We start from the raw sequence: 20,335 nt of genomic DNA, 5'->3' as shown, positions 1-20,335 counted from the left end.
AAAGGTCCTTCAGACATGCGAAAAGGCGGCGGCTGCAGGGCCGCCCTGATTACGCGATGCTGAAGGTACTTGGTGGCCGGATGAGTCCTTCGGGGCTCACCCCGACAGTGGCTCGCACAACCGGGAGTTCGACTGCGCCGAGCGGTTCAAAGGAACTGAGCAGGCTGATGAACTGCGGTGAGGCGATCGAAATGCCAAAGATGTTCCAAGCCAAGCTTGGAGCACCTTCGTCATCGTCGTGGTCCGGCCCGTCATGTACGTGGCCTTCGGCGCCGTCACCGCCGTGGGAGTGCACGTGACCTGCCAAGTAGTCGTGAAAATGCAGCGAGCCGCTGAGAGTGACGGAAGGCGCCGGCATGGCGCCAACGGCCGCTTTCGCCTGCGAGACTGAAATCAGCGTCGCCTGAAGCACAAACGCACATATCGCCACGAACATGGCCGTTCTGGCGAATCGACGGAAACGGTGGGCGGAGCCGTGGTGCACGGCAAAGAACTAGGTCATCCCGGCGGCGATTTCAACGACGTTCAGCGCAGAAGCATCGAACCGGGAACTCGACTGAACGTTTTGCCCCCACGTGTCCGCTGTCGGCCCGATCCACAGTCCGGGCGTGAATGCCGGATGGAGCCGAGGCATCTAAGCGATCAACTGCCTCGCTGCGGCCGAGATCATCACCAGCCCGCCCGTGATGACGGCAACGTCGAGGATCGCGGTGTGGATATGCACAGGCATCCGCTCGACGAAGGCTTTTGCCAGGAACGCGCCGGGCACGGCCATTCCCCCGATCAGAAGCGCGAAGGCGAGCACTTGCGCCGTCACGGCGCCGGCGAGGCCGAACACGGAGATCTTGATGAGGCCGGTGCCGAGCGAGATCATCGCATCGGTCGCGATCACGGCGGCGCCTTCGAGTCCCGTGGCCATCAACAGCGACAGCAGGATCACGCCGGAGCCCGAGGTGCCGCCGACCAGCACGCCGTAGCCGACGGAGCCGGCGGCAAGGCCGCTGTCGCCGATCCGCACGCTGCGCCGTCGCAGCACGCGGCGCAGCGGCACGCTCAGGATCAGCATGGTGCCGATCACGAGCGCCGCGCCCGCACTGGTCAGGCGCGTATAGCCGTAGGCGCCGAGCGCCGTCGTCAAGCCTGCGCAGGCGAGCACGATCAGCGCGCGGCGGCGGTCGGCGTAACGCAGATAAGCGATGGCGCGGCTGAGATTGGTGAACATCGCGGAGATCGCGATGATCGGCACCACGGGCTCGGCGCCGACCAGCGGCACCAGCACCAGCGGCATCAGGGCGCCGGTGCCGTAGCCGGCGAGACCGCCGATGATCGAAGCAAACAACGCCATCGTTGCGACCAGCAGGAGCTGCAGAAGCGAGATGTCGGCGAAGCCTGAGACGATGGTCAATTTTTTTGATCGCGGCTGATTTCGAGCCGCAGCCTGATGTGCGACGGAAGCGACACGGCCTCGTCGAGTGGAGAATCCGCGGCGAGGCAACCGCCGAGGCACGCGGCGGCCGAACCGGCCGCCGCGTCCGGCGTCATGCGGCGAACCGGCCCGCCCTGATGACGGGAGTGAACCGCGGGCGGCCCTTGGCGCCGCCTTTGGCCATCGTCGGCGGCACCGAGGCGTCGGATCGAAAGGCGTCGTAGGCCGCTTCGTCCCGCCAGTCGATCAGGACGATGACCCTGTCCGAACCATCCGATGCGAACAGCACTTCGGCCCCGAGGCTCCCATGCGCCTCCCGCTTGCTGCGGCCGTCCGTTGCGAAGATGGAAAGAAAGCGCGCGAGATTCTCGATCTCGACTTCGGCAATGGTCGTGTACATCGCTTGCCCTCTCACAGCGGCGCGCGCGTCGTGCGAGACAGCGGCAGATTGAGGCTGAAGGACGAGATCGTCGGGTCGGTCACGCCGAAGGCGGCGAGCCGCGGCCGATGCCTGGTCACATAGGCAGCGGCCGCTTTCCGGCGTCTCGAACAGATAGACACCGCACGCGCGGCCCGCGCTGCGGTTCTCGCCCCAGAGCTTCCAGATGAGCCCGGGCTGGGCCGCGATGTCGTCCGCAAGATCACGGCAGGCGATCTGGAGATCTTGACCCCACGGCCCATCAAACGCGAAGTCGAATTGCAGCAATGTCCTCATGTGGTACCTCTGGTTCGCAATCACCCGATCGGGCTCACGCAGCGGTCTATGTCGCCTCCACGCTTGCGTGAATTCACCGTCTGGTAGGATCGATGCTGACTGGGAGTGTGGGATAGACCATGGATACGCTGAGCAGCATGCGTGTTTTCGTGCGGGTGGTTGAGCTCGGCGGCTTCAACGCGGCGGCCCGCGCCTGCGCGATGTCGGCCGCGATGGTGGCCAAGCATGTCGCTCATCTCGAGGAGCGCACCGGAGCCCGGCTTCTGGACAGAACCACCCGGTCGGTGCGGCCGACGCCGGAGGGCCAACTCTATCTCGACAAGGTGCTCGCGATTCTCGAAGCCGTCGACGAGGCGGAGGGCACCGTCGGGGCGGAAAACCGGGAGTCGCGCGGGACGCTCCGCGTGACGGCGCCGGTCGAGCTCGGCCAGGATCACCTGGCGCCACTGCTCGTCGATTTCATGTCGCGGCATCCCGGCATTGCCGTCGTCGCCGACCTGACGAACCGCCCGGTCGATCTCGTGCAGGAAGGCTTCGACGTGGCGATCCGGGTCGCGCCGTCGCTCGACACCGCACTGATAGGACGCAAGCTCGCGACGACCCACTTTCGCGTCGTGGCAAGCGCCGACTTCCTGGCCCGGCATGGCGTTCCCGACACGCCCGAGATGCTCTCGGCCTTGCCCGCGCTGACCTTCTCGCAGCCCGCACCTCGTCTCGATTGGTCCTGGCGCCGGCGTGAGATGCACGGCAAGGTCAGAATGACCGCCCGGCTCGCCTCGACCAGCGCCGATACGCTGCGCAAGGCGGCCGTTGCGGGCCTTGGCGTCTCCTGGCTTCCGTCATTTGTCTGCGGCAAGGACATCGAGGCGGGCCTGCTGATCCCGATCCTCGATGACTGCGACTGGGGCAGTCTCGGCGTTCATGTCCTCTACCCGCATCGGCGTTTCGTACCGAGCCGGCTCCGCCTCTTCATCGACTTCCTTGCAGAGAGCCTCGGTGACGATCCCTCAGGGGACCCGTGGGCGCCCCGGGCGGAAGACCGCCGCGTCATGCGTGCGGGAAGGCGATCGGCCTAGCTGACCATGCGGCTAGCATTGGCAAAGCTCCCGCAGACCGCGATGATCGCCACCGCGGGCTCGACGCCGAAGCTTACGGCTTCTCATCGCGGCTGACGCGCGCGACGGCTTGATCGGCGATGGCAGCGAGCGCGGCTTGCTCCAGTGGAAAATCCGCCGCAAGCCAGGCGTCCTCGGCGAGCGTCAACACATGTCCGAGCGCAGGTCCTTCGGCCAGACCGCGTGCGATGAAGTCGGCGGCCTTCAGCGGAAACTTCGGCGCGGTCCAGCGCTGCGGCAGCTCGGCGAGCGCGCGCCAGCGCGGCCAACTGTCGTCGTCGCCGTTCCTCGCCCACCCCAGCAACACGCGATCGTGATAGCGCTCGGCACCGAGCCGATAGAGCAGCCGCCGTGCATTGGCCTCGTCCTTCTTGACGAAGCGCCACCAGCGATGCCCCATCGAATCCAGCGCCTTGGCCTCGGCATTGGAGAGCCGCAAGCGCGCGGCGACGCGTTTGGCGTCTTCGGTCACGGCGACCGACAGCGCGGCCAGGCGTCGCGTGCTGCTTGGCGCAAGACCGAGCTCGCGCTCGATCGCGATCATCGTCGAGAGAGGGCCCGTATAGACGACGCCGCCGATCAACGCCTGCAGCAATCCGCCCTCGGCCATGGCCATCACGGCCGCGGCTGCACCGCCGGCCACCAGTAATTTCAGCATCTCCATGCGCACCCGCTCGGCCGACAGGCTGGCCAGGCCCGCACGTCCCCGAATGCAGGCGAGATAGCCCTCGCGGTCGGGATCGCCGGCACCGAAGGCGGCGTGGATGCGGAAGAAGCGCAGGATGCGCAGATAATCCTCGGCGATGCGCTGGCCGGGATCACCGATGAAGCGTACGCGGCGGGCTCTCGCATCGGCGATACCGCCGACATAGTCGTACACGACACCAGCAGCATCGACCGACAAGCCGTTCATGGTGAAGTCGCGGCGCTCGGCATCCTTCACCCAGTCGCGGCCGAACGCGACCCTGGCCTTGCGGCCGAAAGTCTCGGTGTCCTCGCGCAGCGTGGTGACTTCATAGGGGTGCCCCTCGATCACCAGCGTGACGGTGCCGTGGTCGATGCCGGTCGGCACGCCCTTGATGCCGGCGGCCTTGGCACGCCGCATCACCTCCTCCGGCAGCGCCGTGGTCGCGATGTCGATGTCGCCAGGCAAGAGACCGAGCAGCGCATTGCGGACGGCGCCGCCGACCACGCGCGCCTCCTCGCCATCGGTGCCGAGCAGTTGCAGGACACGCGCGGTCCCGCCTGCGGTCAGCCAGGGCGCATGGGCAAGCAACGGCTCCGCGCTCATCGATCGGCCCCTATTTTTCCGTGCCCGGCACGAGCTTGCCGTTCTCGATATGGGCGGGAACGTAGGTCGAATCCGGCGGCGCGCCGGAGAAATGCGCAAGGCCGATCAGGCCCGCGATGACGAGCACGATCGCCACCAGCGCAAGGCGCGCGACGATCGCGACCGGCCAGGAGGATCGCGCGAACAGGCCGGACCGCGTTGCGGCCAGGAACAGCGCATAGACAGCAAAGGGGATGAGGAAGATTCCGATCTCGGTCAGAACCGTCCGGATCATGATGAATAGATCCGCTCATACAGCACACGCAACATTCCGGCCGTCGCACCCCAGATGTAGCGTTCCGCGAACGGCATCGCGTAGTAGGACCGCGGCGTGCCGCGGAATTCCTTGCTGTGCACCTGGTGGTTCACCGGATCCATCAGGAAGGATAGCGGCACCTCGAACGCATCATCAACCTCCGAATGGTTGATGGTGAGCGAAAAGCCGGGCCTGACCTTAGCTACCGTCGGCAGGATACGGAAGCCGAAGGCGGTGCCATAGAGATCGAGATAGCCGAGCGGCTCGACGAAGTCTCTGGACAGCCCGACCTCCTCCTCGGCCTCGCGCAGCGCCGCATCCAGCGGCGAGGAATCGGTCGCGTCGATCTTGCCGCCGGGAAAGGCGATCTGACCGGCATGGTCGTTGAGATGGGCAGAGCGCTGCGTCAGCAGGATGGTCGGTTCGGGATGATCGACCACGGCGATCAGGACCGCCGCCGGCCGCACCGGCTGCTCGCGCGCGATGATCTCGAGCATCTTGTCGGTGCCGGGATCGCCCGAGGCCGGGATGATGTTCGGATCGTACAGGCCCGGCGGCACGTCGAAGCCGAGCTTCGCCCGGGAGCGGGCGAAGAAATCCGCCGCGCCCAGGATGGCGGGATCGCTTCTCGGGATAGGCTTGTTCAAAGCGCGGCCCTCACCTGCTCCGCATCGGCCATGGCGAAGAATTCGCCGGCCGACTCGACGCCGAACATCGGCTGGCCATCGACCATCCGCTCCTCACCCATGTCAACCAGATCGTAATAGAGCGCCCTCGTGACCTTGGCCCAGAGATCGGCGCGGACGTGCAAGTAAGGCGTCAGCCCGCCATCCCGTGCCTGCTCGAATCGCAGCCGGTGCGCGGCATCGCAGGTCACCCAGTCATCGACATTGGTGCGGAAGCGCAGCACGCGATGGTTGGCCTCGCCGTCCTTCTGCATCTCGACCGCCATGAACGGCGCATCATCGACGCGGATACCGACCTTCTCCACCGGCGTGACCAGGAAATGCTTGTCGCCCTCGCGCTTGAGGATGGTCGAGAACAGGCGGACCAAGGCAGGACGTCCGATTGGCGTCCCCAAGTAGAACCAAGTACCATCGGATGCGATTCGGATGTCGAGATCGCCGCAAAACGGCGGATTCCACAGATGCACCGGAGGCAGGCCCTTTTTGGCGCCTTCGGCATTGGCAGCGCCTTTGGCGGCCGCAGTCAGCCCCTCAAGACCGCGATCGGCGCTCTGCCCTTGGTTCGCCATGGTTTACCCTGACTCTGTGATTGGCACGATTGGTGCAGGTCTACGTTGTACTCGGGTGTGCGGTTCCATCCGGAATAGTCCGGTGTGGAGGTCGCCACTTCGTGATGCCGTACATACCCCGAAGCCGATAAGGTGGGGATAGGTTAATTCAATGAATACATGGCCTTCCTGCAAGTCTAGCATAGGGCCCATGACGTGACGTGATGACCTGACGTGACGTGCCGACGTGACGATGCAAGCAAGCCGCGTGGCAGGCTTAAGGAGCGAGCGAATGGCGGAGAGTGTCGAGAAACTCGAGGACGGGATCGTCCGTTCGGCCGAGCAGGTGTCGAGCCAGATTCGCGCGGCCAAGGACGCGATCGCCTCCGTCATCTTCGGCCAGGATCGCGTGATCGAGAACACGCTGGTCACCATTCTCTCCGGCGGCCATGCGCTCCTGATCGGCGTGCCGGGCCTTGCCAAGACCAAGCTGGTGGAGACGCTCGGCGTCACGCTCGGTCTCGACGCCAAGCGCATCCAGTTCACGCCCGATTTGATGCCCTCGGACATTCTCGGCGCCGAGGTGCTGGATGAGAGCACCGCGGGCAAGCGCGCCTTCCGCTTCATTGCCGGTCCCGTATTCGCGCAGCTCCTGATGGCCGACGAGATCAACCGCGCCTCACCGCGCACGCAATCGGCGCTGTTGCAGGCGATGCAGGAGCAGCACATCACCGTCGCCGGCGCGCGTCACGATCTGCCGAAACCCTTCCATGTGCTCGCGACGCAAAACCCGCTGGAGCAGGAAGGCACCTACCCGCTGCCCGAAGCCCAGCTCGACCGCTTCCTGATGGAGATCGACGTCGACTATCCCGATCGTGAGGCGGAGCGCCGCATCCTGTTCGAGACCACCGGCGCGGAGGAGACGCTGGCCAGGGGCTCGATGACCGCGGATGCGCTGATCACCGCGCAGCGGCTGATCCGGCGCCTGCCGGTCGGCGATTCCGTCGTCGAAGCCATTCTGTCGCTGGTGCGCTCGGCCCGCCCGGGTCCGGACGCCGGCGAAACCGGCAAGTTCATCGCCTGGGGACCCGGCCCGCGCGCCAGCCAATCGCTGATGCTGGCTGTTCGCGCACGTGCGCTGATCGACGGACGCCTCGCGCCGTCGGTCGACGACGTGCTCGACCTCGCCGAACCCGTGCTGAAGCACCGCATGGCGCTGACGTTCCAGGCGCGCGCCGAAGGCCGCACGATTCCGGACGTGATCCGGCAATTGAAGACTCGGATCGGTTGATGGCAGCAGAGAGCGGGCACGCAGCGAAGGAGACACTGGCGATCCGACGTGCCGATGGCGAAAGCCGCACGCTCGCCGCTTCGCTGCCGCGCCTGGTGCTCGAGGCCCGCCGCATCGCCGCCAACGTCATCCACGGCCTGCATGGAAGGCGCCGCGCCGGCGCCGGCGAAAATTTCTGGCAGTACCGCCGCTTCGTCTCGGGCGAACCGGCGCAGAACGTCGACTGGCGCCGCTCTGCGCGCGACGACCATCTCTATGTCCGCGAGCTCGAATGGGAAGCCTCGCACACGGTCTGGATCTGGCCGGACCGCTCGCCCTCGATGGCGTTCGCCTCGAAGACCGCGCGCGAGTCCAAGCTCGAGCGGACGCTGATCGTCGCCTTCGCACTGGCCGAGCTGCTCGTCGCCGGCGGCGAGCGCGTCGGCATTCCCGGGCTGATGGCGCCGACCGCAAGCCGTAGCGTGATCGACAGGATGGCGCAGGCGATGCTGCACGACGGTGCCGACCGGCTGAGCCTGCCGCCGTCCTTCGTTCCGGCCGCGCTCGCCGAGATCATCGTGCTGTCGGATTTCTGGTCGCCGATCTCCGAGATCAGGACGATGCTCGCGGGGCTCTCCGGCGCCGGCGCGCATGGCGCCCTCGTGCAGGTCGTCGACCCCGCCGAAGAGTCGTTTCCCTATTCCGGCCGCGTCGAGTTCGTCGAGCCGGAAGGCTTTGGCGTGATCACCGCCGGCCGCGCCGAAAGCTGGGCGCAGGATTACACCGCGCGCCTTGCCCTGCACCGCGACCAAATCCGCGCCGAGACGGGCAAGCTCGACTGGCTGTTCACGACCCACGCGACCGACCGCTCGGCCGCGGAGCTGCTGCTGTTCCTGCATGCCGGCATGCAGGTGAGCAAGTCCGGCGCCCGCACCACGACGATCAAGGTGGGGCCGGCCGCATGATGGGATTGCCGCTCGCCTTCACTCAACCGCTGCTCCTGATCGGCCTCATCAGCCTGCCCGTACTGTGGTGGCTGCTCCGCGTGATGCCGCCGCGGCCGCGCCGCATCGAGTTTCCGCCGACGCGGCTGCTGTTCGACATCGCACCCAGGGAGGAGACGCCCTCGCGGACGCCGTGGTGGCTGACTGCGCTGCGCCTGCTCGCCGCCGCGCTGGTGATCTTTGCCGCCGCCGGCCCGATCTGGAATCCGCAAACAGGCAGCGCCGGCAGCAAGGCGCCGCTGATGATCATGTTCGACGACGGCTGGAGCGCCGCATCGCACTGGGACGTCAGGATCAGGACCGCCGACGAGCTGATCGCCAACGCCGACAACGACCGCCGCGCCATCGCGCTCGTGCCGCTGTCGGAGCCGAACCGCGACATCACCCTGATGCCGGCGGGTGCGGCGCGCGTCGCGCTGCGGCAGCTCGCGCCGAAGCCCTATTCGATCGATCGTGTCGAAACGCTGGCTGCGGTCGACCGTTTCCTCAAGGTCACCGGCGACTGCGAGATCGCCTGGCTCTCCGACGGCGTCGACACCGGCCGCGGCGAGGACTTCGTGCAGGGCCTCGGCAAGACCATCGGCGATCGCAGCCTGACCGTGTTCGAAGGCGGCACCTCCTCGCCGCTGGCGCTGGTCGCGGCAGAGAACGCTGCAGCGAAGATGACGGTGAAGGTGCTGCGCACCGACAGCGGCATCGCGGTCGGCACCGTGCGCGCGCTCGACCAGAAGGCTTCGCCGATCGGAGAAGCGCGCTATTCGTTCGGCCCGCAGGACAAGGAAACCGAAGCCGCGTTCGATCTGCCGGTCGAGCTGCGCAACGACATCACCCGGCTCGAAATATCCGGCGAGCGGTCCGCCGGCGCGGTGCAGCTGCTCGACAAGCGCTGGCGCCGCCGCGCCATCGGCATCGTCTCGGGCTCGACCAGCGAGACCGCGCAGCCGCTGCTGGCGCCGACCTTCTATCTCACCCGCGCGCTGGCGCCGTTCGCCGACGTCCGGCTCGCCGACAAGGGCTCGCCGCAGCAGGGCATCACACAATTTTTGGACCAGAAGCTGCCGATGATCATCCTCGCCGATGTCGGCACCATCTCCCCTGAACTCCGCGAGCGCCTCAATGCCTGGATCGACCAGGGCGGCGTGCTGGTGCGGTTCGCAGGGCCAAGGCTGGCACAGGCCGAGGACGATCTCGTGCCGGTCAAGCTGCGCAAGGGCGGTCGGACGCTCGGCGGCAGCCTGACCTGGGAGAAGCCGCAGCATCTGGCCTCCTTCGCGGCCGATGGCCCGTTTGCCGGCATCATGGTCCCCAAGGACGTCACCGTGAGCCGCCAGGTGCTGGCCGAGCCCGACGCCGTGCTCGCCACCAAGAGCTGGGCCTCGCTGGAAGACGGCACGCCGCTGGTAACCGGCGAGCATCGCGGCAAAGGGCTCGTCAGCCTGTTCCACGTCAGCGCCGACATGCGCTGGTCGGACCTGCCGATGTCGGGCACCTTCGTCGAAATGCTGCGGCGGGTGGTCGACATGTCCGGCTACACCACCAAGCCCGGCGCGGGCGTTGCCAGCGAGGCGACCGCCGAGACGGTGGCGCCGCTCCACATCCTCGACGGCTTCGGCGCCTTCGGCCCGCCGCCGGCGACCGCAAAGCCGTTGCCTGCCGATTATCGCGATCGGGCCACACCCGATCACCCGCCGGGCTTCTATGGTCCGGCAGAAGGACCGCTTGCCGTGAACACACTTGCCGCCGCCGACCGCATCGCGGCCCTGAACACCGCGAGCCTGCGCGCACGGCACGCCACCTACACCAATGCCGAACCGCGAGACTTGCGCGGCTGGCTGCTGTCGACGGCGCTCGCGCTGTTCCTGATCGACGCCATCATCGTCGCGGTGCTCGGCGGTGGGATTGCCGCGCTGCTGCGCCGCCGCGCCGCGCCCGCAATGATCGTGTTCGCCATGGTGCTCGCAGGCCTGATATCGTTTGCGCCGACGCCGGCGCGCGCCGACGGCACCGCGGACGAGTTCGCGATGAAAGCGGTGTCGCAGACGCGACTCGCCTATGTCGTGACGGGCAATGCCGATGTCGATTCCATCGTCAAGGCGGGGTTGAACGGGCTGACGCTGTTCCTGGCCCAGCGTACCGCGCTCGAGGCCGGCGATCCCGTCGGCGTCGATCCCGCGCGCGACGAGCTCGCCTTCTTCCCGCTGATCTACTGGCCGATCGTGCCGGGCGCACCGAAGCCGCCGCAGGACGCCATCAACAGGATCGATGCCTACATGAAGCAGGGCGGCACGGTGCTGTTCGACACCCGCGATGCGATCGAGGCACCGCCCGGCGCGAACGGGGCGTCGCAGACGCCGGGAATGCAGACCTTGCGCGAGATTCTGTCGTCCCTCGACGTGCCCGAGCTCGAACCGGTGCCGCGCGAGCACGTGCTGACCAAGACCTTCTATCTGCTGCGCGACTTCCCCGGCCGCTTCACCGCGGGCCAGACCTGGGTCGAGACCCTGCCGCGCGAGGAGGACGAGGACAGCGCGCAGCGGCCGGCGCGCGGCGGCGACGGCGTCTCGCCGATCATCATCACCTCGAACGACCTCGCCGGCGCCTGGGCCGTGCGGCCCGACGGGCAGGCCATGCTGCCGGTGACCGGCGGCGACCCTCGCCAGCGCGAATTCGCCTACCGCGCCGGCGCCAACATCGTGATGTACACGCTGACCGGCAACTACAAGGCCGACCAGGTGCACGCTCCGGCGTTGATCGAACGGCTGGGGCAATAGAGATGCGCATGACGCGCTTGATCCACACACCCCGTCATTCCGGGGCGGCTCGAAGAGCCGAACCCGAAATCTCGAGATTCCGGGTTCGATGCTTCGCATCGCCCCGGAATTACGTTGATAGGCCCACCTCATGAATTACGGAATCGCGTTCACGCCGCTTGTTCCCGCGATCGTGCTGTGGCTCGCGCTCGCCGCGATCGTCATCATCGCGCTCGTGCTGCTGCTGGCCCGCGCGCGCGGCGCCGCGGTGCGCGTGGCCGCGCTGGCGCTGGTCCTGCTGGCGCTCGCCAATCCCTCCTTCACCCGCGAGGACCGCGATCCTCTCACCTCGGTCGCGGCCGTCGTCGTCGACAAGAGCCCGAGCCAGAATTTCGGCAACCGCAACCGCGAAGCCGCCCAGGCGCAGGAAGCGCTGGTCGACAGCCTGAAGAAGATCAAGGGCCTCGAAGTCCGCGTCGTCGAGGCCGGGCAGGCCGACGGCGAGACCGACGGCACGAAACTGTTCGGCGCCCTCGCCTCGGCATTGTCGGACGTCCCGGTCGACCGCGTCGCCGGCGCGTTCCTGATCACCGACGGCCGCGTCCACGACATCCCGGCGAACGCCGCCGCGCTCGGTTTCCAGGCGCCGGTGCACGCGCTGGTCACGGGACAGAAGGACGAGCGCGACCGCCGCATCGCGATCACGGCGGCGCCGCGCTTCGGCATCGTCGGGCAGACCCAGTCCATCAACTACCGCCTCGACGACCAGGGCGTCTCCGGAGAGCGCGCCAAGGTCACGATCCGCCGGGACGGCGAGGTCATCAACGAGCGCACGCTGGGAAGCGGCCAGAGCGCAAGCGTCGACGTCGACATCAAGCACGCCGGGCCGAACATCGTCGAGATCGAGGCCTCGCCGCTCGAACGCGAATTGACGCCGGTGAACAACCGTGCGGTCGTCGCCATCGACGGCGTGCGCGACAAGCTGCGGGTGCTCCTCGTCTCGGGCGAGCCGCATTCGGGCGAGCGCACCTGGCGCAATCTGCTCAAGTCCGACGCCAGCGTCGACCTCGTGCATTTCACCATTCTCCGCCCGCCGGAGAAGCAGGACGGCACGCCGATCAACGAATTGTCGCTGATCGCGTTTCCGACGCGCGAGCTGTTCCAGCAGAAGATCAACGAATTCCAGCTGATTATCTTCGACCGCTACGCCCGCCAGGGCGTGCTGCCGATCGCCTATTTCGACAACATCGCGCGCTATGTGCGCGGCGGCGGCGCGGTACTGGTCTCGGCCGGGCCCGACTACGCCTCCAATACCAGCATCTGGCGCACGCCGCTGGATTCGGTGCTGCCGGCCGAGCCGGTCGGCGTGACCGAAAAGCCGTTCTATGCGCATCTGTCCGACATCGGCAAACGCCATCCGGTCACGCGCGGGCTGGAGGGCTCCGCCAGCGAGCCGCCGCACTGGAGCCGCTTCTTCCGCACCGTCGATACCCGCAATGCGGTGAACCCGCCCGTCATGACCGGCGCCGACGGCAAGCCGCTCCTGTTCCTGTCGCGCTTCGGCGAGGGCCGCGTGGCGCTGCTGCTCTCCGACCACATCTGGCTGTGGGCGCGCGGCTATGAGGGCGGCGGGCCGCATCTCGATCTGCTCCGGCGGATGTCGCACTGGCTGATGAAGCAGCCTGATCTCGATGAAGAAGCGCTGCGCCTCCAGGTGCAGGGCAAGGACCTCGTCGTGGTGCGTCAGACCATGGCGGACAGCGTCCAGCCGGTGAGCGTGACCTCGCCGTCGGGCGTGTCGCACGATTTGACGCTGGCGGCTGCCGATCCCGGCGAGTGGCGCGCCAACCTGCCGGCGAACGAGCTCGGCCTGTGGCAGGCGACCGACGGCACGCTGAAGGCGCTGATCAATGTCGGCCCGACCAATCCGAAGGAGTTTTCGGAAGTCACCTCCACGGTCGATACGCTGAAGCCGCTGACACAGGCAACGGGCGGCAACGCCGTGCGCGTGGCGAGTAGCACCAGCGTCGAGCTGCCGCGCATCCTGCCGGTGCGCTCAGCGAGTGTCTTCAACGGTGACGGCTGGATGGGCGTGCGGATGCGCGATGCCAGCGTCGTGAAGGGAGTCGGCGTGCTGCCGATCTTCTCCGGCCTGATCGGCCTGCTGCTGCTGCTCGGCGCATTCGCCGCGACCTGGGTGCGCGAGGGGCGCTAGTTGCCGGAACGACACATCGGGTCGACGGTCTGCATGCGCTGATCCCCCAGCCGTTGACATCCGCTGATCGATCGGGCGATGTTACACTGTAACATCGCGGCGTCCTGGGATTGACGCCCCGATGTGGGGGTGGCGTTTCCAGATGAAGTGGTTCCGGTCGAATATCAGGCACGGCGCCCGGCTCGCGTTGTTCGCGATGCTGGTGCAGCTCGCGCTGACGTTCGGCCACAGCCATGGGTTCGCCCAGGCCGCGCCTCTCGCCCAATCCTCGCTGCAGCAGCCGGACGGCTCCAAGGGCGTTGCTGCGATCGACCCCGTCGTGGTCCAGAAGCAATCGCCTTCAGGTCCTGACCGCGAGCATCCTGGCGACGATAGTTGCGCGATCTGCGCCGTCATTGCGATGGCCGGTGCCATCGTATCGGCAACACCGCCGGTGCTGCTGCTGCCACAGGCGATCGAGCTGCTCCGCCGCAGCACGGATGCCGAATTCATCCATCTGAAATCGGCCGGCACGGCGTTCCAGCCCCGCGCGCCTCCTGCGTCCTGACATCCAACGCTTGATCACGCCCAGTCTCGCCGCTTTCGGGCGAATGCCTGGGAGAAGTTGAAGTCGAATTCCGTCGCACCGCGACGGCAGGCCGCCTCCGATCAGCAGACCATCATCCGGACGGCGCCTGACTGGAATCAGGACAATGTCATTCAAATCGCGACGCGCGCAACGTCTTGGCGGAGCCAGCCTGCTCCTGCTCGGCGCTGCCGCCACATCTGCGTTCGCTCAAGACTCGGCGCAGGACAAATCGTCGACCGAGCTTCCCGCCGTCACCGTGACGGCTCCGAGCCCCATCGTGCGCAGAGCGGTGGTGTCCCGCAATCCGGACCGGGGCACGCGAACGGCGCGAGTGCGCAGTCGCGAACGCACGGCGGAAGCCGCGCCTGCGGCTCCCGTGCCCGCCGCGCCTCAGCAGGGCGTGCTGCCAATCGTCACCGACCAGTTTGCCACCGTCACCGTGGTGCCGAACGAGGAGATCCGCCGCGAGGGCGGCGGTCAGCTCGGCGATCTCCTGTTCTCCAAGCCCGGCATCACCGGATCGAGCTTCGCGCCCGGCGCATCCAGCCGGCCCATCATCAGGGGTCTCGACGTCAACCGCGTCGGCATCGTCGAGAACGGCACCAATGCCGGCGGCGCCTCCGACCTCGGCGAAGATCATTTCGTCCCGATCGATCCGCTCGCAACCAACCAGGTCGAAGTGGTGCGCGGGCCGGCGGCACTGCGCTACGGCTCGACCTCGATCGGCGGCGTGGTCAGCGCCACCAACAACCGGATTCCGGATGCGCTGCCCTCCTGCGCGCCATCGTTCCAAAGCTACGGTCTCCCGACCAAGGCGCCGCTCGCGAGCGCCGCGACCTCGCCTTGCGTGACCGCCGAGACGCGCACCGCCTTCAGCTCGGTCGACCGCGGCGTCGAAAGCGGCGTTCTGCTCGATACCGGCGGCGGCAATTTTGCCTTCCATGCCGACGCCTATGGCCGCACCACCTCGGACTATTACATCCCGAGCTATCCCTACCTGACCGACCAGTCGCGTCCCGTGAACGGCCGCCAGCCCAACTCGGCGACGCGCTCGGACGGCGCCTCGATCGGCGGCTCCTACTTCTTCCAAGGCGGCTATATCGGCGCATCGATCACGCAGAACGACTCGCTCTACCATATCCCCGGCATCGACGGGGCCGACCACCAGACGCGGATCGACGCGCACCAGACCAAGATCAACGTCAAGGGCGAGTACCGCCCCGACGCGGCCGCGATCGACACGATCCGCTTCTGGGCCGGCGCGACCGACTACCGGCACAACGAGATCGGCCTTGCCGATCCCGCCGACCTCAACACCGACGGCATCAGGCAGACCTTCACCAACAAGGAGCAGGAGATCCGCACCGAGGTGCAGCTGATGCCGTTCAACGCCCGCTTCGCCGAGGTGACGACCGCGCTGGGCTTCCAGGTCGGTCATCAGGAGTTGAGCGCGCCGAGCCCGGACAATCCCGGCACGCTGTTCAACGGCCTGTGGGACCCGAACAACAGCACGCGCGTCGCCGGTTACGCTTTCAACGAGTTCAAGTTCACGGAGACCACGCGGGCGCAGGTCGCCGGGCGCATCGAGCATGTCGAGCTACACGGCACGACGCCGGACTTCCCGGCGGATTACCTGCCCGACGGCACGCCGCAGACGCCGATCGCGCGCAATCCGTCCTTCACGCCGAAGAGCGGCAGCATCGGCCTGCTGCAGGACCTGCCGGGCGGCATGGTCGGCAGCATCACTGCACAATATGTCGAGCGCGCGCCGAAGGCGGCCGAGCTGTTTTCCCGCGGCGGTCATGACGCGACGGCGACGTTCGACATCGGCAACCCGAACCTCACCATCGAGACGGCGAAATCGGTCGAGCTCGGTGTACGCAGGGCGACCGGACCGTTCCGCTTCGAGGCGACCGTCTACTACACGCATTTCGACAATTTCATCTATCGCCGCCTCACCGGGGTCATGTGCGACGACGACTTTGCCTCGTGCGGTGCGCCCGACGGCGAACTGAATCAGGCGGTCTATTCGCAGCGGAACGCGAACTTCCGCGGCGGCGAATTCCAGTCGCAGCTCGACGTCGGCGCCTTCCAGGGCGGCATCTGGGGCATCGAGAACCAGCTCGACTTTGTTCGCGCCACCTTCAGCGACGGCAGCAACGTGCCGCGGATTCCGCCCATGCGCATGGGCGGCGGCGTGTTCTGGCGCGACGACAACTGGCTGATGCGGATCAACCTGTTGCATGCCTTCGCGCAGGACAACGTGGCCGAGATCGCGGAAACGCCGACGGCGGGCTACAATCTGTTGAAGGCAGAAGTCAGCTACAAGACCAAGCTCAGGCCGAATTCGTTCGGTGCGCGCGAGATGCTGGTCGGCCTCGTCGGCAACAACCTGCTCAACGAGAACATCCGCAACTCGGTGTCCTACACCAAGGACGAGGTGCTGCTGCCCGGCATCGGCGTCAGGGCGTTCGCGAACTTCAAGTTCTAGCGCCGATCAGGCCATGAATCGTGCGGGAGGGACTATCCCTCCCGCGTGAGCGGAATACAGAACCTCGATCATGCTCTAGTTGGCAACGAAGTGCGCGTGGCGAAGGCCCTTGTGATGGCCGTCGGCCGGCGGCTTTCCTGCAATCAACGCAATACCAACGGCCAAGCCGATCGTTGCCGCGAGCAGTCTGACCAGAGATGGACGCATTCCATCCTCGACATTGCGGCGTCCACATCGTGGCGCCGACATCGTCGGCGCGAACATGGGTTCTGCTTTGCCAAACTAAGCAGCGAAACTATGACCGGATAGGGAGACTATCGTTCCAATTGCATATCGACGAAACACAATTCTATTAAACGTTTCAGATTTGCGACCGAAGCGCACAATTTTCGAGCAACGCGACGCTAGAGCGGTAGCCTACCTGACTGAATCGTTTGGGATTCCCAAATCAGCGGTTTAATGATTCAAACTGTCTGCCGGGGACTGGAGGCCGGCGGGCATGGCGAAACCGTTGTCGATGGATCTTCGTGAACGCGTTCTCGGCTGTATTGAAGGGGGCGTTTCAGGCCGGCAGGCTGCCGAGCGATTTGGCGTCAGTCCGGCGAGCGTAAGCCGCTGGCGAACGCGTGAGCGCAAGCAAGGCGATGCCCTGCCGAGGGCTCAAGGGGGCGATCGCAAGTCTCACCGCATTGATGCCCATCAGGCGACGATCATGGCTCTGCTCGAGGCTTCGCCCGATATTACCATCGAGGAATTGCGGCATAGCTTGAGCAAACAAGGCCTATCCTTCGGCTATGGCACGATCCGCCGCTTCTTCGCGCGTCACAAGATCACGCGCAAAAAAAGACTGCCCATGCCGCAGAGCAGGACCGTCCGGATGTCTTGAAGGGGCGCGAGGCTTGGCGCGAGCGTCAGGACAAGCTCGACCGGGATCGCCTCGTCTTCATTGACGAGACCTGGGCATCGACCAACATGGCGCGGACACATGGCCGCTGCCGGCGCGGCGAACGCCTGCGCGCCGCCATTCCGCACGGCCATTGGAAAACGACAACCTGCGTAGCTGCTCTCACCACGCACGGCATCATCGCTCCCTGGGTGCTCGACGGTCCCATCAACCGCGACGCCTTTGAGACCTATGTCGAAAAAGTGCTCGTCCCCGAGCTGCCCGAGCACGCCATCGTCATCATGGACAATCTGTCCAGCCACAAAGGGCCACGCATACGCGAGATGATCGAGGCGGCCGGCGCCACGCTCCTCTATCTCCCGCCGTACAGCCCCGACCTCAATCCCATCGAGAACGCCTTCGCCAAGCTCAAGGCGCACTTGCGAAAGGCCGCCGAACGTACCGTCGGCGGCCTTTGGGACGCGATCGGGCGCATCGTCGACACCTACACGCCCACTGAATCCAAAAACTACTTCGCCGCCGCCGGCTATTTGCAACCTGATCGGCTAACGCTCTAAATTCACCGCGGGGTGTTTGATTACAGGTGTTCCACCATTTGTCACCCGGTCGGGTGACGCTGCGTTGCTTCGCAGTCGTTAGCATCAGAAGCACGAGCCCGATATTCGGCTCGACGTCGTGAATTGGTTCACACGCATTGTTCTGCCGCGCGAGTAGGGTCATCGGAGATCGATACCCGCGATTGCCACCAAAGTCTTGCTGTCGGAGGTTTTCATGCCGCCTGTCGATCCAAAGGCAGCTTCCGCTTTCTCCGTCGTCAGATCATTTCCAGCAATTCCCACGGTCTGCCTGGGAATCTTCGCCGTCGCGCTTGCCATCTCGTCGAGTGCGATGAAAGCAGCTTGCTGGGTCGTGCTGCTGTCCGCGCTGGTTTCGAGTATCGCAGGCTTCGCATTCTCGCCGATCGCCGGCGCCTTCCTCTTCCATAGCTTGAGCGAGCCGACCACGATCGTCCGGATTCTCCTGGTCGCTTCGATCGCCCAACAAGTCTACTGCGTCTGGCGCTTGCGTGAATCGATCGAGATGCGCCAGTGCGCTCCCTACCTCTTCGGCAGCATCTTGACGTTGCCCATCGGCCTTCATCTCCTCTGCAACACTTCGGCGTCGACCTTGCTGCCGATATTGGGAGCTCTGTTGATCACCTATGGCGCCTTCACGGCGCTGAAGCCGACCCTGCGGTCCGGGAAAAATCCCCTGTGGGGACGCATCATGGTTGGCGCGCTGGGAGGCATTACCGGTGGCCTTGCAGCATTTCCTGCCGCTTTCGTTTCGATGTGGTGCCATGTCCAAGGGTTCGACAAGCACCGCGCCCGCGCAATCATCCAGCCCTTCATCCTGATCAATCAGCTCCTGTCGCTGTCCTTGCTGATGGTCTTGCGCCCGTCAGAGGTGATGCCGCTCGGCCTCCTCTTTTATGCAGCCCCCGCCGTGCTCGGTGCCTATGTCGGGCTGATGATCTTCAACCGCGTCGATACCGCTACGTTCAACCGCATCGTGGGCCTGCTGCTGATGGCTGCCGGGATCGGTTTTGTCACGCCCCTCTGAAGGTTCGGAGTATCCCAATGCAGAAATTCCCACAGGATCTCCCCCAGTCAGACCGCCGCGTGATGCGCAAATGGCGGCTTGCGGTCGTCAGCATCTATGGATCGCTGCTGGCCGTCATGCTGGTGCTGGCGCTGGCGACCAGTCATGATGTTCAAATTGCAGGTACGAACGTGCCTCCCGCGCCTCTGAACAAGTAGAGGGGCTTGTCTGGCGCATCCCGGATCGCAACAATGGAACGCATCCTCGATTTGATATACGAGGCTGCCGGCCAACAAGACCTCTGGCCTGCCGTTCTCACCGCTATCGCCGATCTCACAGGAAGCGAAGGCGGGATATTGTTTGGACAATCGGTCGCGGCCGAGCAAGTCTACTTCGATTTCAACGGCCGTTTGAACCAGCAATGCAATCAAGCCTACCAGGAACGCCATATGCAGAACGCCTGGTCGGAGGCTATGGAGGACAAGCCGATCGGGCAAGTGGTCCTGTCGGACGAAGTGGTGCCGCTGCGCGAGCTCGAAAAATCGGTCTTCTACGACGAGGTCCTCAGGCCTCAAGGCATCGGACACAACGCGATGATTGCGCTGGCAGCGAAGGACGACTTCCGTGTGGCCTTCAACATCTGCCGCAGCAGGCGCCGCGGAGAATTCGACGCAGCCGGCCGTAAGCACATCGAAATGCTGGCTCCCCATCTGCGGAGATCCGTCACATTGGGATTTCGCCTGACCGGGTATCACGCATTGAGGAGCGCCGCGTTCAACGTGATCGATCAACTGGCGGACGGCGTCGTCGTCATGGGTCCCAGGGCAAATGTCATCTTTGCGAACCGGACGTCCTGTTCGCTGGAAGCGGAAGGGACGCTCAAGCTCAAGCCTTCGATGGCGACCTGGTCAACCTCGCATTCGAGACGCCTCGCAAACCTTGTCCGCTCGACATTGGCCGGCGGAGCCGGCGGAACGATGAGTGTTCCCGCGGTGGAGGGGACGCGGCTTCTGACTATTGTCGTCGTGGGACTGCGCAGCGAAGAAGTCGGGATGCTCGGTGGGGCCTTCATCCGCAACGCGGCTTGCGCCGCCTTCGTGATCGATCCCTCGCAAAGAGGAACGGCGAGCTCGCAGCAATTGACGGACGCATATGGCTTGACCAGGGCGGAAGCACGCGTGGCAATTGCAGCGTCCTCCGGCGGGACGACATCCGAAGCAGCCGTCATACTCGGGCTGTCCGCCAATACGATCAAAACGCATCTCAGGCGAGTCTTTGCCAAAACCGACACGAGAGGTCAGGCTGAGCTTGCCGCACTTCTCGCGACGATAGGTGTCGTCAGATCCCCTGGCGAAGCCTCGTAGCCAGGATCGAGCGGAGCGAGAGCCGGGACTTGTCCGCCTGGCCTTGGATTGCGCTTCCGCCTTCGCCCTTCGATCTACGGCGGACGCTCCATCCGAGCGTGGAGCTGCGGCT

General features: G+C 65.7%; 20 protein-coding genes. 11 read left to right on the top strand and 9 right to left on the bottom strand.

All coding sequences use genetic code 11. From position 1 onward, the window contains the following. Nucleotides 1-49: 49 nt before the first annotated feature. The 4 genes from ABIG06_RS21295 to ABIG06_RS21280 all read right to left on the bottom strand — a co-directional run bounded on the left by ABIG06_RS21295 (nt 50) and on the right by ABIG06_RS21280 (nt 2,141). Nucleotides 50-436: a hypothetical protein gene (locus ABIG06_RS21295; RefSeq protein WP_370138507.1), complete on the bottom strand. Its 387-nt coding sequence runs from the start codon at nt 434-436 to the stop codon at nt 50-52. A gap of 198 nt (nt 437-634) precedes the next feature. Beyond that, nucleotides 635-1,405, bottom strand: coding sequence for a sulfite exporter TauE/SafE family protein (locus tag ABIG06_RS21290; RefSeq protein WP_124163356.1), 771 nt, complete (start codon nt 1,403-1,405; stop codon nt 635-637). Further along, nucleotides 1,402-1,542 (bottom strand): hypothetical protein, encoded by a 141-nt coding sequence (locus ABIG06_RS21285; RefSeq protein WP_370138506.1) that lies wholly within the window; start codon nt 1,540-1,542, stop codon nt 1,402-1,404. Before ABIG06_RS21285 ends, ABIG06_RS21290 begins: the two co-directional genes overlap by 4 nt. Beyond that, nucleotides 1,539-2,141: a YdhR family protein gene (locus tag ABIG06_RS21280; RefSeq protein WP_370138505.1), complete on the bottom strand. Its 603-nt coding sequence runs from the start codon at nt 2,139-2,141 to the stop codon at nt 1,539-1,541. The genes ABIG06_RS21285 and ABIG06_RS21280 overlap by 4 nt, the downstream gene beginning before the upstream one ends. Before the next feature lie 119 nt (nt 2,142-2,260). On the opposite strand from ABIG06_RS21280, the gene ABIG06_RS21275 reads away from it, so the two are divergent. Then, nucleotides 2,261-3,217, top strand: a complete 957-nt coding sequence (locus tag ABIG06_RS21275; protein WP_370138504.1) for a LysR family transcriptional regulator — start codon at nt 2,261-2,263, stop codon at nt 3,215-3,217. 73 nt (nt 3,218-3,290) lie between these two features. Here ABIG06_RS21275 and ABIG06_RS21270 read toward each other — a convergent pair whose 3' ends face one another. Genes ABIG06_RS21270 through ABIG06_RS21255 form a run of 4 tightly spaced genes read right to left on the bottom strand, consistent with a single transcriptional unit; the run spans nt 3,291 to nt 6,097 of the window. Continuing rightward, nucleotides 3,291-4,547 (bottom strand): CCA tRNA nucleotidyltransferase, encoded by a 1,257-nt coding sequence (locus tag ABIG06_RS21270; RefSeq protein ID WP_124163352.1) that lies wholly within the window; start codon nt 4,545-4,547, stop codon nt 3,291-3,293. Between the two features lie 10 nt (nt 4,548-4,557). Then, a complete protein-coding gene (locus ABIG06_RS21265; protein ID WP_124163351.1) occupies nt 4,558-4,821 on the bottom strand; it encodes a DUF6111 family protein in 264 nt (87 codons plus the stop codon). After that, a complete protein-coding gene (locus tag ABIG06_RS21260) occupies nt 4,818-5,489 on the bottom strand; it encodes a CoA pyrophosphatase (RefSeq protein WP_124163350.1) in 672 nt (223 codons plus the stop codon). Before ABIG06_RS21260 ends, ABIG06_RS21265 begins: the two co-directional genes overlap by 4 nt. Beyond that, a complete protein-coding gene (locus tag ABIG06_RS21255) occupies nt 5,486-6,097 on the bottom strand; it encodes a DUF1285 domain-containing protein (protein ID WP_370138502.1) in 612 nt (203 codons plus the stop codon). The genes ABIG06_RS21260 and ABIG06_RS21255 overlap by 4 nt, the downstream gene beginning before the upstream one ends. A 271-nt stretch (nt 6,098-6,368) precedes the next feature. Between ABIG06_RS21255 and ABIG06_RS21250 the strand changes: the two genes are divergently transcribed. From ABIG06_RS21250 to ABIG06_RS21225, 6 genes are all read left to right on the top strand, one after another. Continuing rightward, on the top strand, nt 6,369-7,367 hold the full coding sequence (locus ABIG06_RS21250; RefSeq protein WP_370138501.1) for an AAA family ATPase: 999 nt from the start codon (nt 6,369-6,371) through the stop codon (nt 7,365-7,367). Continuing rightward, nucleotides 7,367-8,311: a DUF58 domain-containing protein gene (locus tag ABIG06_RS21245; RefSeq protein ID WP_124163347.1), complete on the top strand. Its 945-nt coding sequence runs from the start codon at nt 7,367-7,369 to the stop codon at nt 8,309-8,311. The genes ABIG06_RS21250 and ABIG06_RS21245 overlap by 1 nt, the downstream gene beginning before the upstream one ends. Next, a complete protein-coding gene (locus tag ABIG06_RS21240; RefSeq protein ID WP_370138500.1) occupies nt 8,308-11,121 on the top strand; it encodes a DUF4159 domain-containing protein in 2,814 nt (937 codons plus the stop codon). The genes ABIG06_RS21245 and ABIG06_RS21240 overlap by 4 nt, the downstream gene beginning before the upstream one ends. 130 nt (nt 11,122-11,251) lie before the next feature. Then, entirely contained in the window at nt 11,252-13,315 is a 2,064-nt protein-coding gene (locus ABIG06_RS21235) for a hypothetical protein (RefSeq protein WP_424578385.1), read from the top strand. Nucleotides 13,316-13,457: 142 nt separating this feature from the next. Then, nucleotides 13,458-13,862 carry a DUF2946 domain-containing protein gene (locus ABIG06_RS21230; RefSeq protein ID WP_124163344.1) on the top strand — a complete coding sequence of 135 codons (405 nt, stop codon included), beginning with the start codon at nt 13,458-13,460 and terminating at the stop codon, nt 13,860-13,862. Nucleotides 13,863-14,007: 145 nt separating this feature from the next. Then, complete coding sequence (locus tag ABIG06_RS21225) at nt 14,008-16,374, top strand: TonB-dependent receptor (RefSeq protein ID WP_370138499.1); 2,367 nt, start codon at nt 14,008-14,010, stop codon at nt 16,372-16,374. A 75-nt stretch (nt 16,375-16,449) separates the two neighbouring features. Here the strand turns inward: ABIG06_RS21225 and ABIG06_RS21220 are convergent, their stop codons facing one another. Continuing rightward, a complete protein-coding gene (locus ABIG06_RS21220; protein ID WP_370138498.1) occupies nt 16,450-16,638 on the bottom strand; it encodes a hypothetical protein in 189 nt (62 codons plus the stop codon). A 235-nt stretch (nt 16,639-16,873) separates the two neighbouring features. Here ABIG06_RS21220 and ABIG06_RS21215 point away from each other — a divergent pair. The 4 genes from ABIG06_RS21215 to ABIG06_RS21200 all read left to right on the top strand — a co-directional run bounded on the left by ABIG06_RS21215 (nt 16,874) and on the right by ABIG06_RS21200 (nt 20,223). Next, nucleotides 16,874-17,835 (top strand): IS630 family transposase gene (locus ABIG06_RS21215; RefSeq protein WP_370134972.1). Its coding sequence is split into 2 segments (ribosomal slippage): nt 16,874-17,210 and nt 17,210-17,835, totalling 963 coding nucleotides; the frame shifts between segments, so codons are not numbered across the junction. A 214-nt stretch (nt 17,836-18,049) separates the two neighbouring features. Then, on the top strand, nt 18,050-18,880 hold the full coding sequence (locus tag ABIG06_RS21210) for a TSUP family transporter (RefSeq protein ID WP_370138497.1): 831 nt from the start codon (nt 18,050-18,052) through the stop codon (nt 18,878-18,880). Nucleotides 18,881-18,897: 17 nt separating this feature from the next. Next, the gene (locus ABIG06_RS21205) at nt 18,898-19,077 is read left to right on the top strand and encodes a hypothetical protein (protein ID WP_370138496.1); all 180 of its coding nucleotides are present in this window, start codon (nt 18,898-18,900) and stop codon (nt 19,075-19,077) included. 33 nt (nt 19,078-19,110) lie between these two features. Beyond that, nucleotides 19,111-20,223: a helix-turn-helix transcriptional regulator gene (locus ABIG06_RS21200; RefSeq protein ID WP_370138494.1), complete on the top strand. Its 1,113-nt coding sequence runs from the start codon at nt 19,111-19,113 to the stop codon at nt 20,221-20,223. Nucleotides 20,224-20,335 lie beyond the last annotated feature (112 nt).

Source organism: Bradyrhizobium sp. USDA 326, assembly GCF_049739485.1.
GTDB lineage: Bacteria > Pseudomonadota > Alphaproteobacteria > Rhizobiales > Xanthobacteraceae > Bradyrhizobium.
Note: the sequence above shows the minus strand (reverse complement) of the source record. Positions and strands in the feature narration are given on the sequence as shown.

Bases quoted from the DNA above. Each gene is read 5' to 3' on its own strand.
- ABIG06_RS21255 (WP_370138502.1), bottom strand. From the start codon at position 6,097: ATGGCGAACCAAGGGCAGAGCGCCGATCGCGGTCTTGAGGGGCTGACT.
- ABIG06_RS21210 (WP_370138497.1), top strand. From the start codon at position 18,050: ATGCCGCCTGTCGATCCAAAGGCAGCTTCCGCTTTCTCCGTCGTCAGA.
- ABIG06_RS21250 (WP_370138501.1), top strand. From the start codon at position 6,369: ATGGCGGAGAGTGTCGAGAAACTCGAGGACGGGATCGTCCGTTCGGCC.
- ABIG06_RS21265 (WP_124163351.1), bottom strand. From the start codon at position 4,821: ATGATCCGGACGGTTCTGACCGAGATCGGAATCTTCCTCATCCCCTTT.
- ABIG06_RS21295 (WP_370138507.1), bottom strand. From the start codon at position 436: ATGTTCGTGGCGATATGTGCGTTTGTGCTTCAGGCGACGCTGATTTCA.
- ABIG06_RS21220 (WP_370138498.1), bottom strand. From the start codon at position 16,638: ATGTTCGCGCCGACGATGTCGGCGCCACGATGTGGACGCCGCAATGTC.
- ABIG06_RS21230 (WP_124163344.1), top strand. From the start codon at position 13,458: ATGAAGTGGTTCCGGTCGAATATCAGGCACGGCGCCCGGCTCGCGTTG.
- ABIG06_RS21205 (WP_370138496.1), top strand. From the start codon at position 18,898: ATGCAGAAATTCCCACAGGATCTCCCCCAGTCAGACCGCCGCGTGATG.
- ABIG06_RS21245 (WP_124163347.1), top strand. From the start codon at position 7,367: ATGGCAGCAGAGAGCGGGCACGCAGCGAAGGAGACACTGGCGATCCGA.
- ABIG06_RS21285 (WP_370138506.1), bottom strand. From the start codon at position 1,542: ATGACGCCGGACGCGGCGGCCGGTTCGGCCGCCGCGTGCCTCGGCGGT.
- ABIG06_RS21235 (WP_424578385.1), top strand. From the start codon at position 11,252: ATGAATTACGGAATCGCGTTCACGCCGCTTGTTCCCGCGATCGTGCTG.
- ABIG06_RS21275 (WP_370138504.1), top strand. From the start codon at position 2,261: ATGGATACGCTGAGCAGCATGCGTGTTTTCGTGCGGGTGGTTGAGCTC.
- ABIG06_RS21200 (WP_370138494.1), top strand. From the start codon at position 19,111: ATGGAACGCATCCTCGATTTGATATACGAGGCTGCCGGCCAACAAGAC.
- ABIG06_RS21270 (WP_124163352.1), bottom strand. From the start codon at position 4,547: ATGAGCGCGGAGCCGTTGCTTGCCCATGCGCCCTGGCTGACCGCAGGC.
- ABIG06_RS21280 (WP_370138505.1), bottom strand. From the start codon at position 2,141: ATGAGGACATTGCTGCAATTCGACTTCGCGTTTGATGGGCCGTGGGGT.
- ABIG06_RS21240 (WP_370138500.1), top strand. From the start codon at position 8,308: ATGATGGGATTGCCGCTCGCCTTCACTCAACCGCTGCTCCTGATCGGC.
- ABIG06_RS21225 (WP_370138499.1), top strand. From the start codon at position 14,008: ATGTCATTCAAATCGCGACGCGCGCAACGTCTTGGCGGAGCCAGCCTG.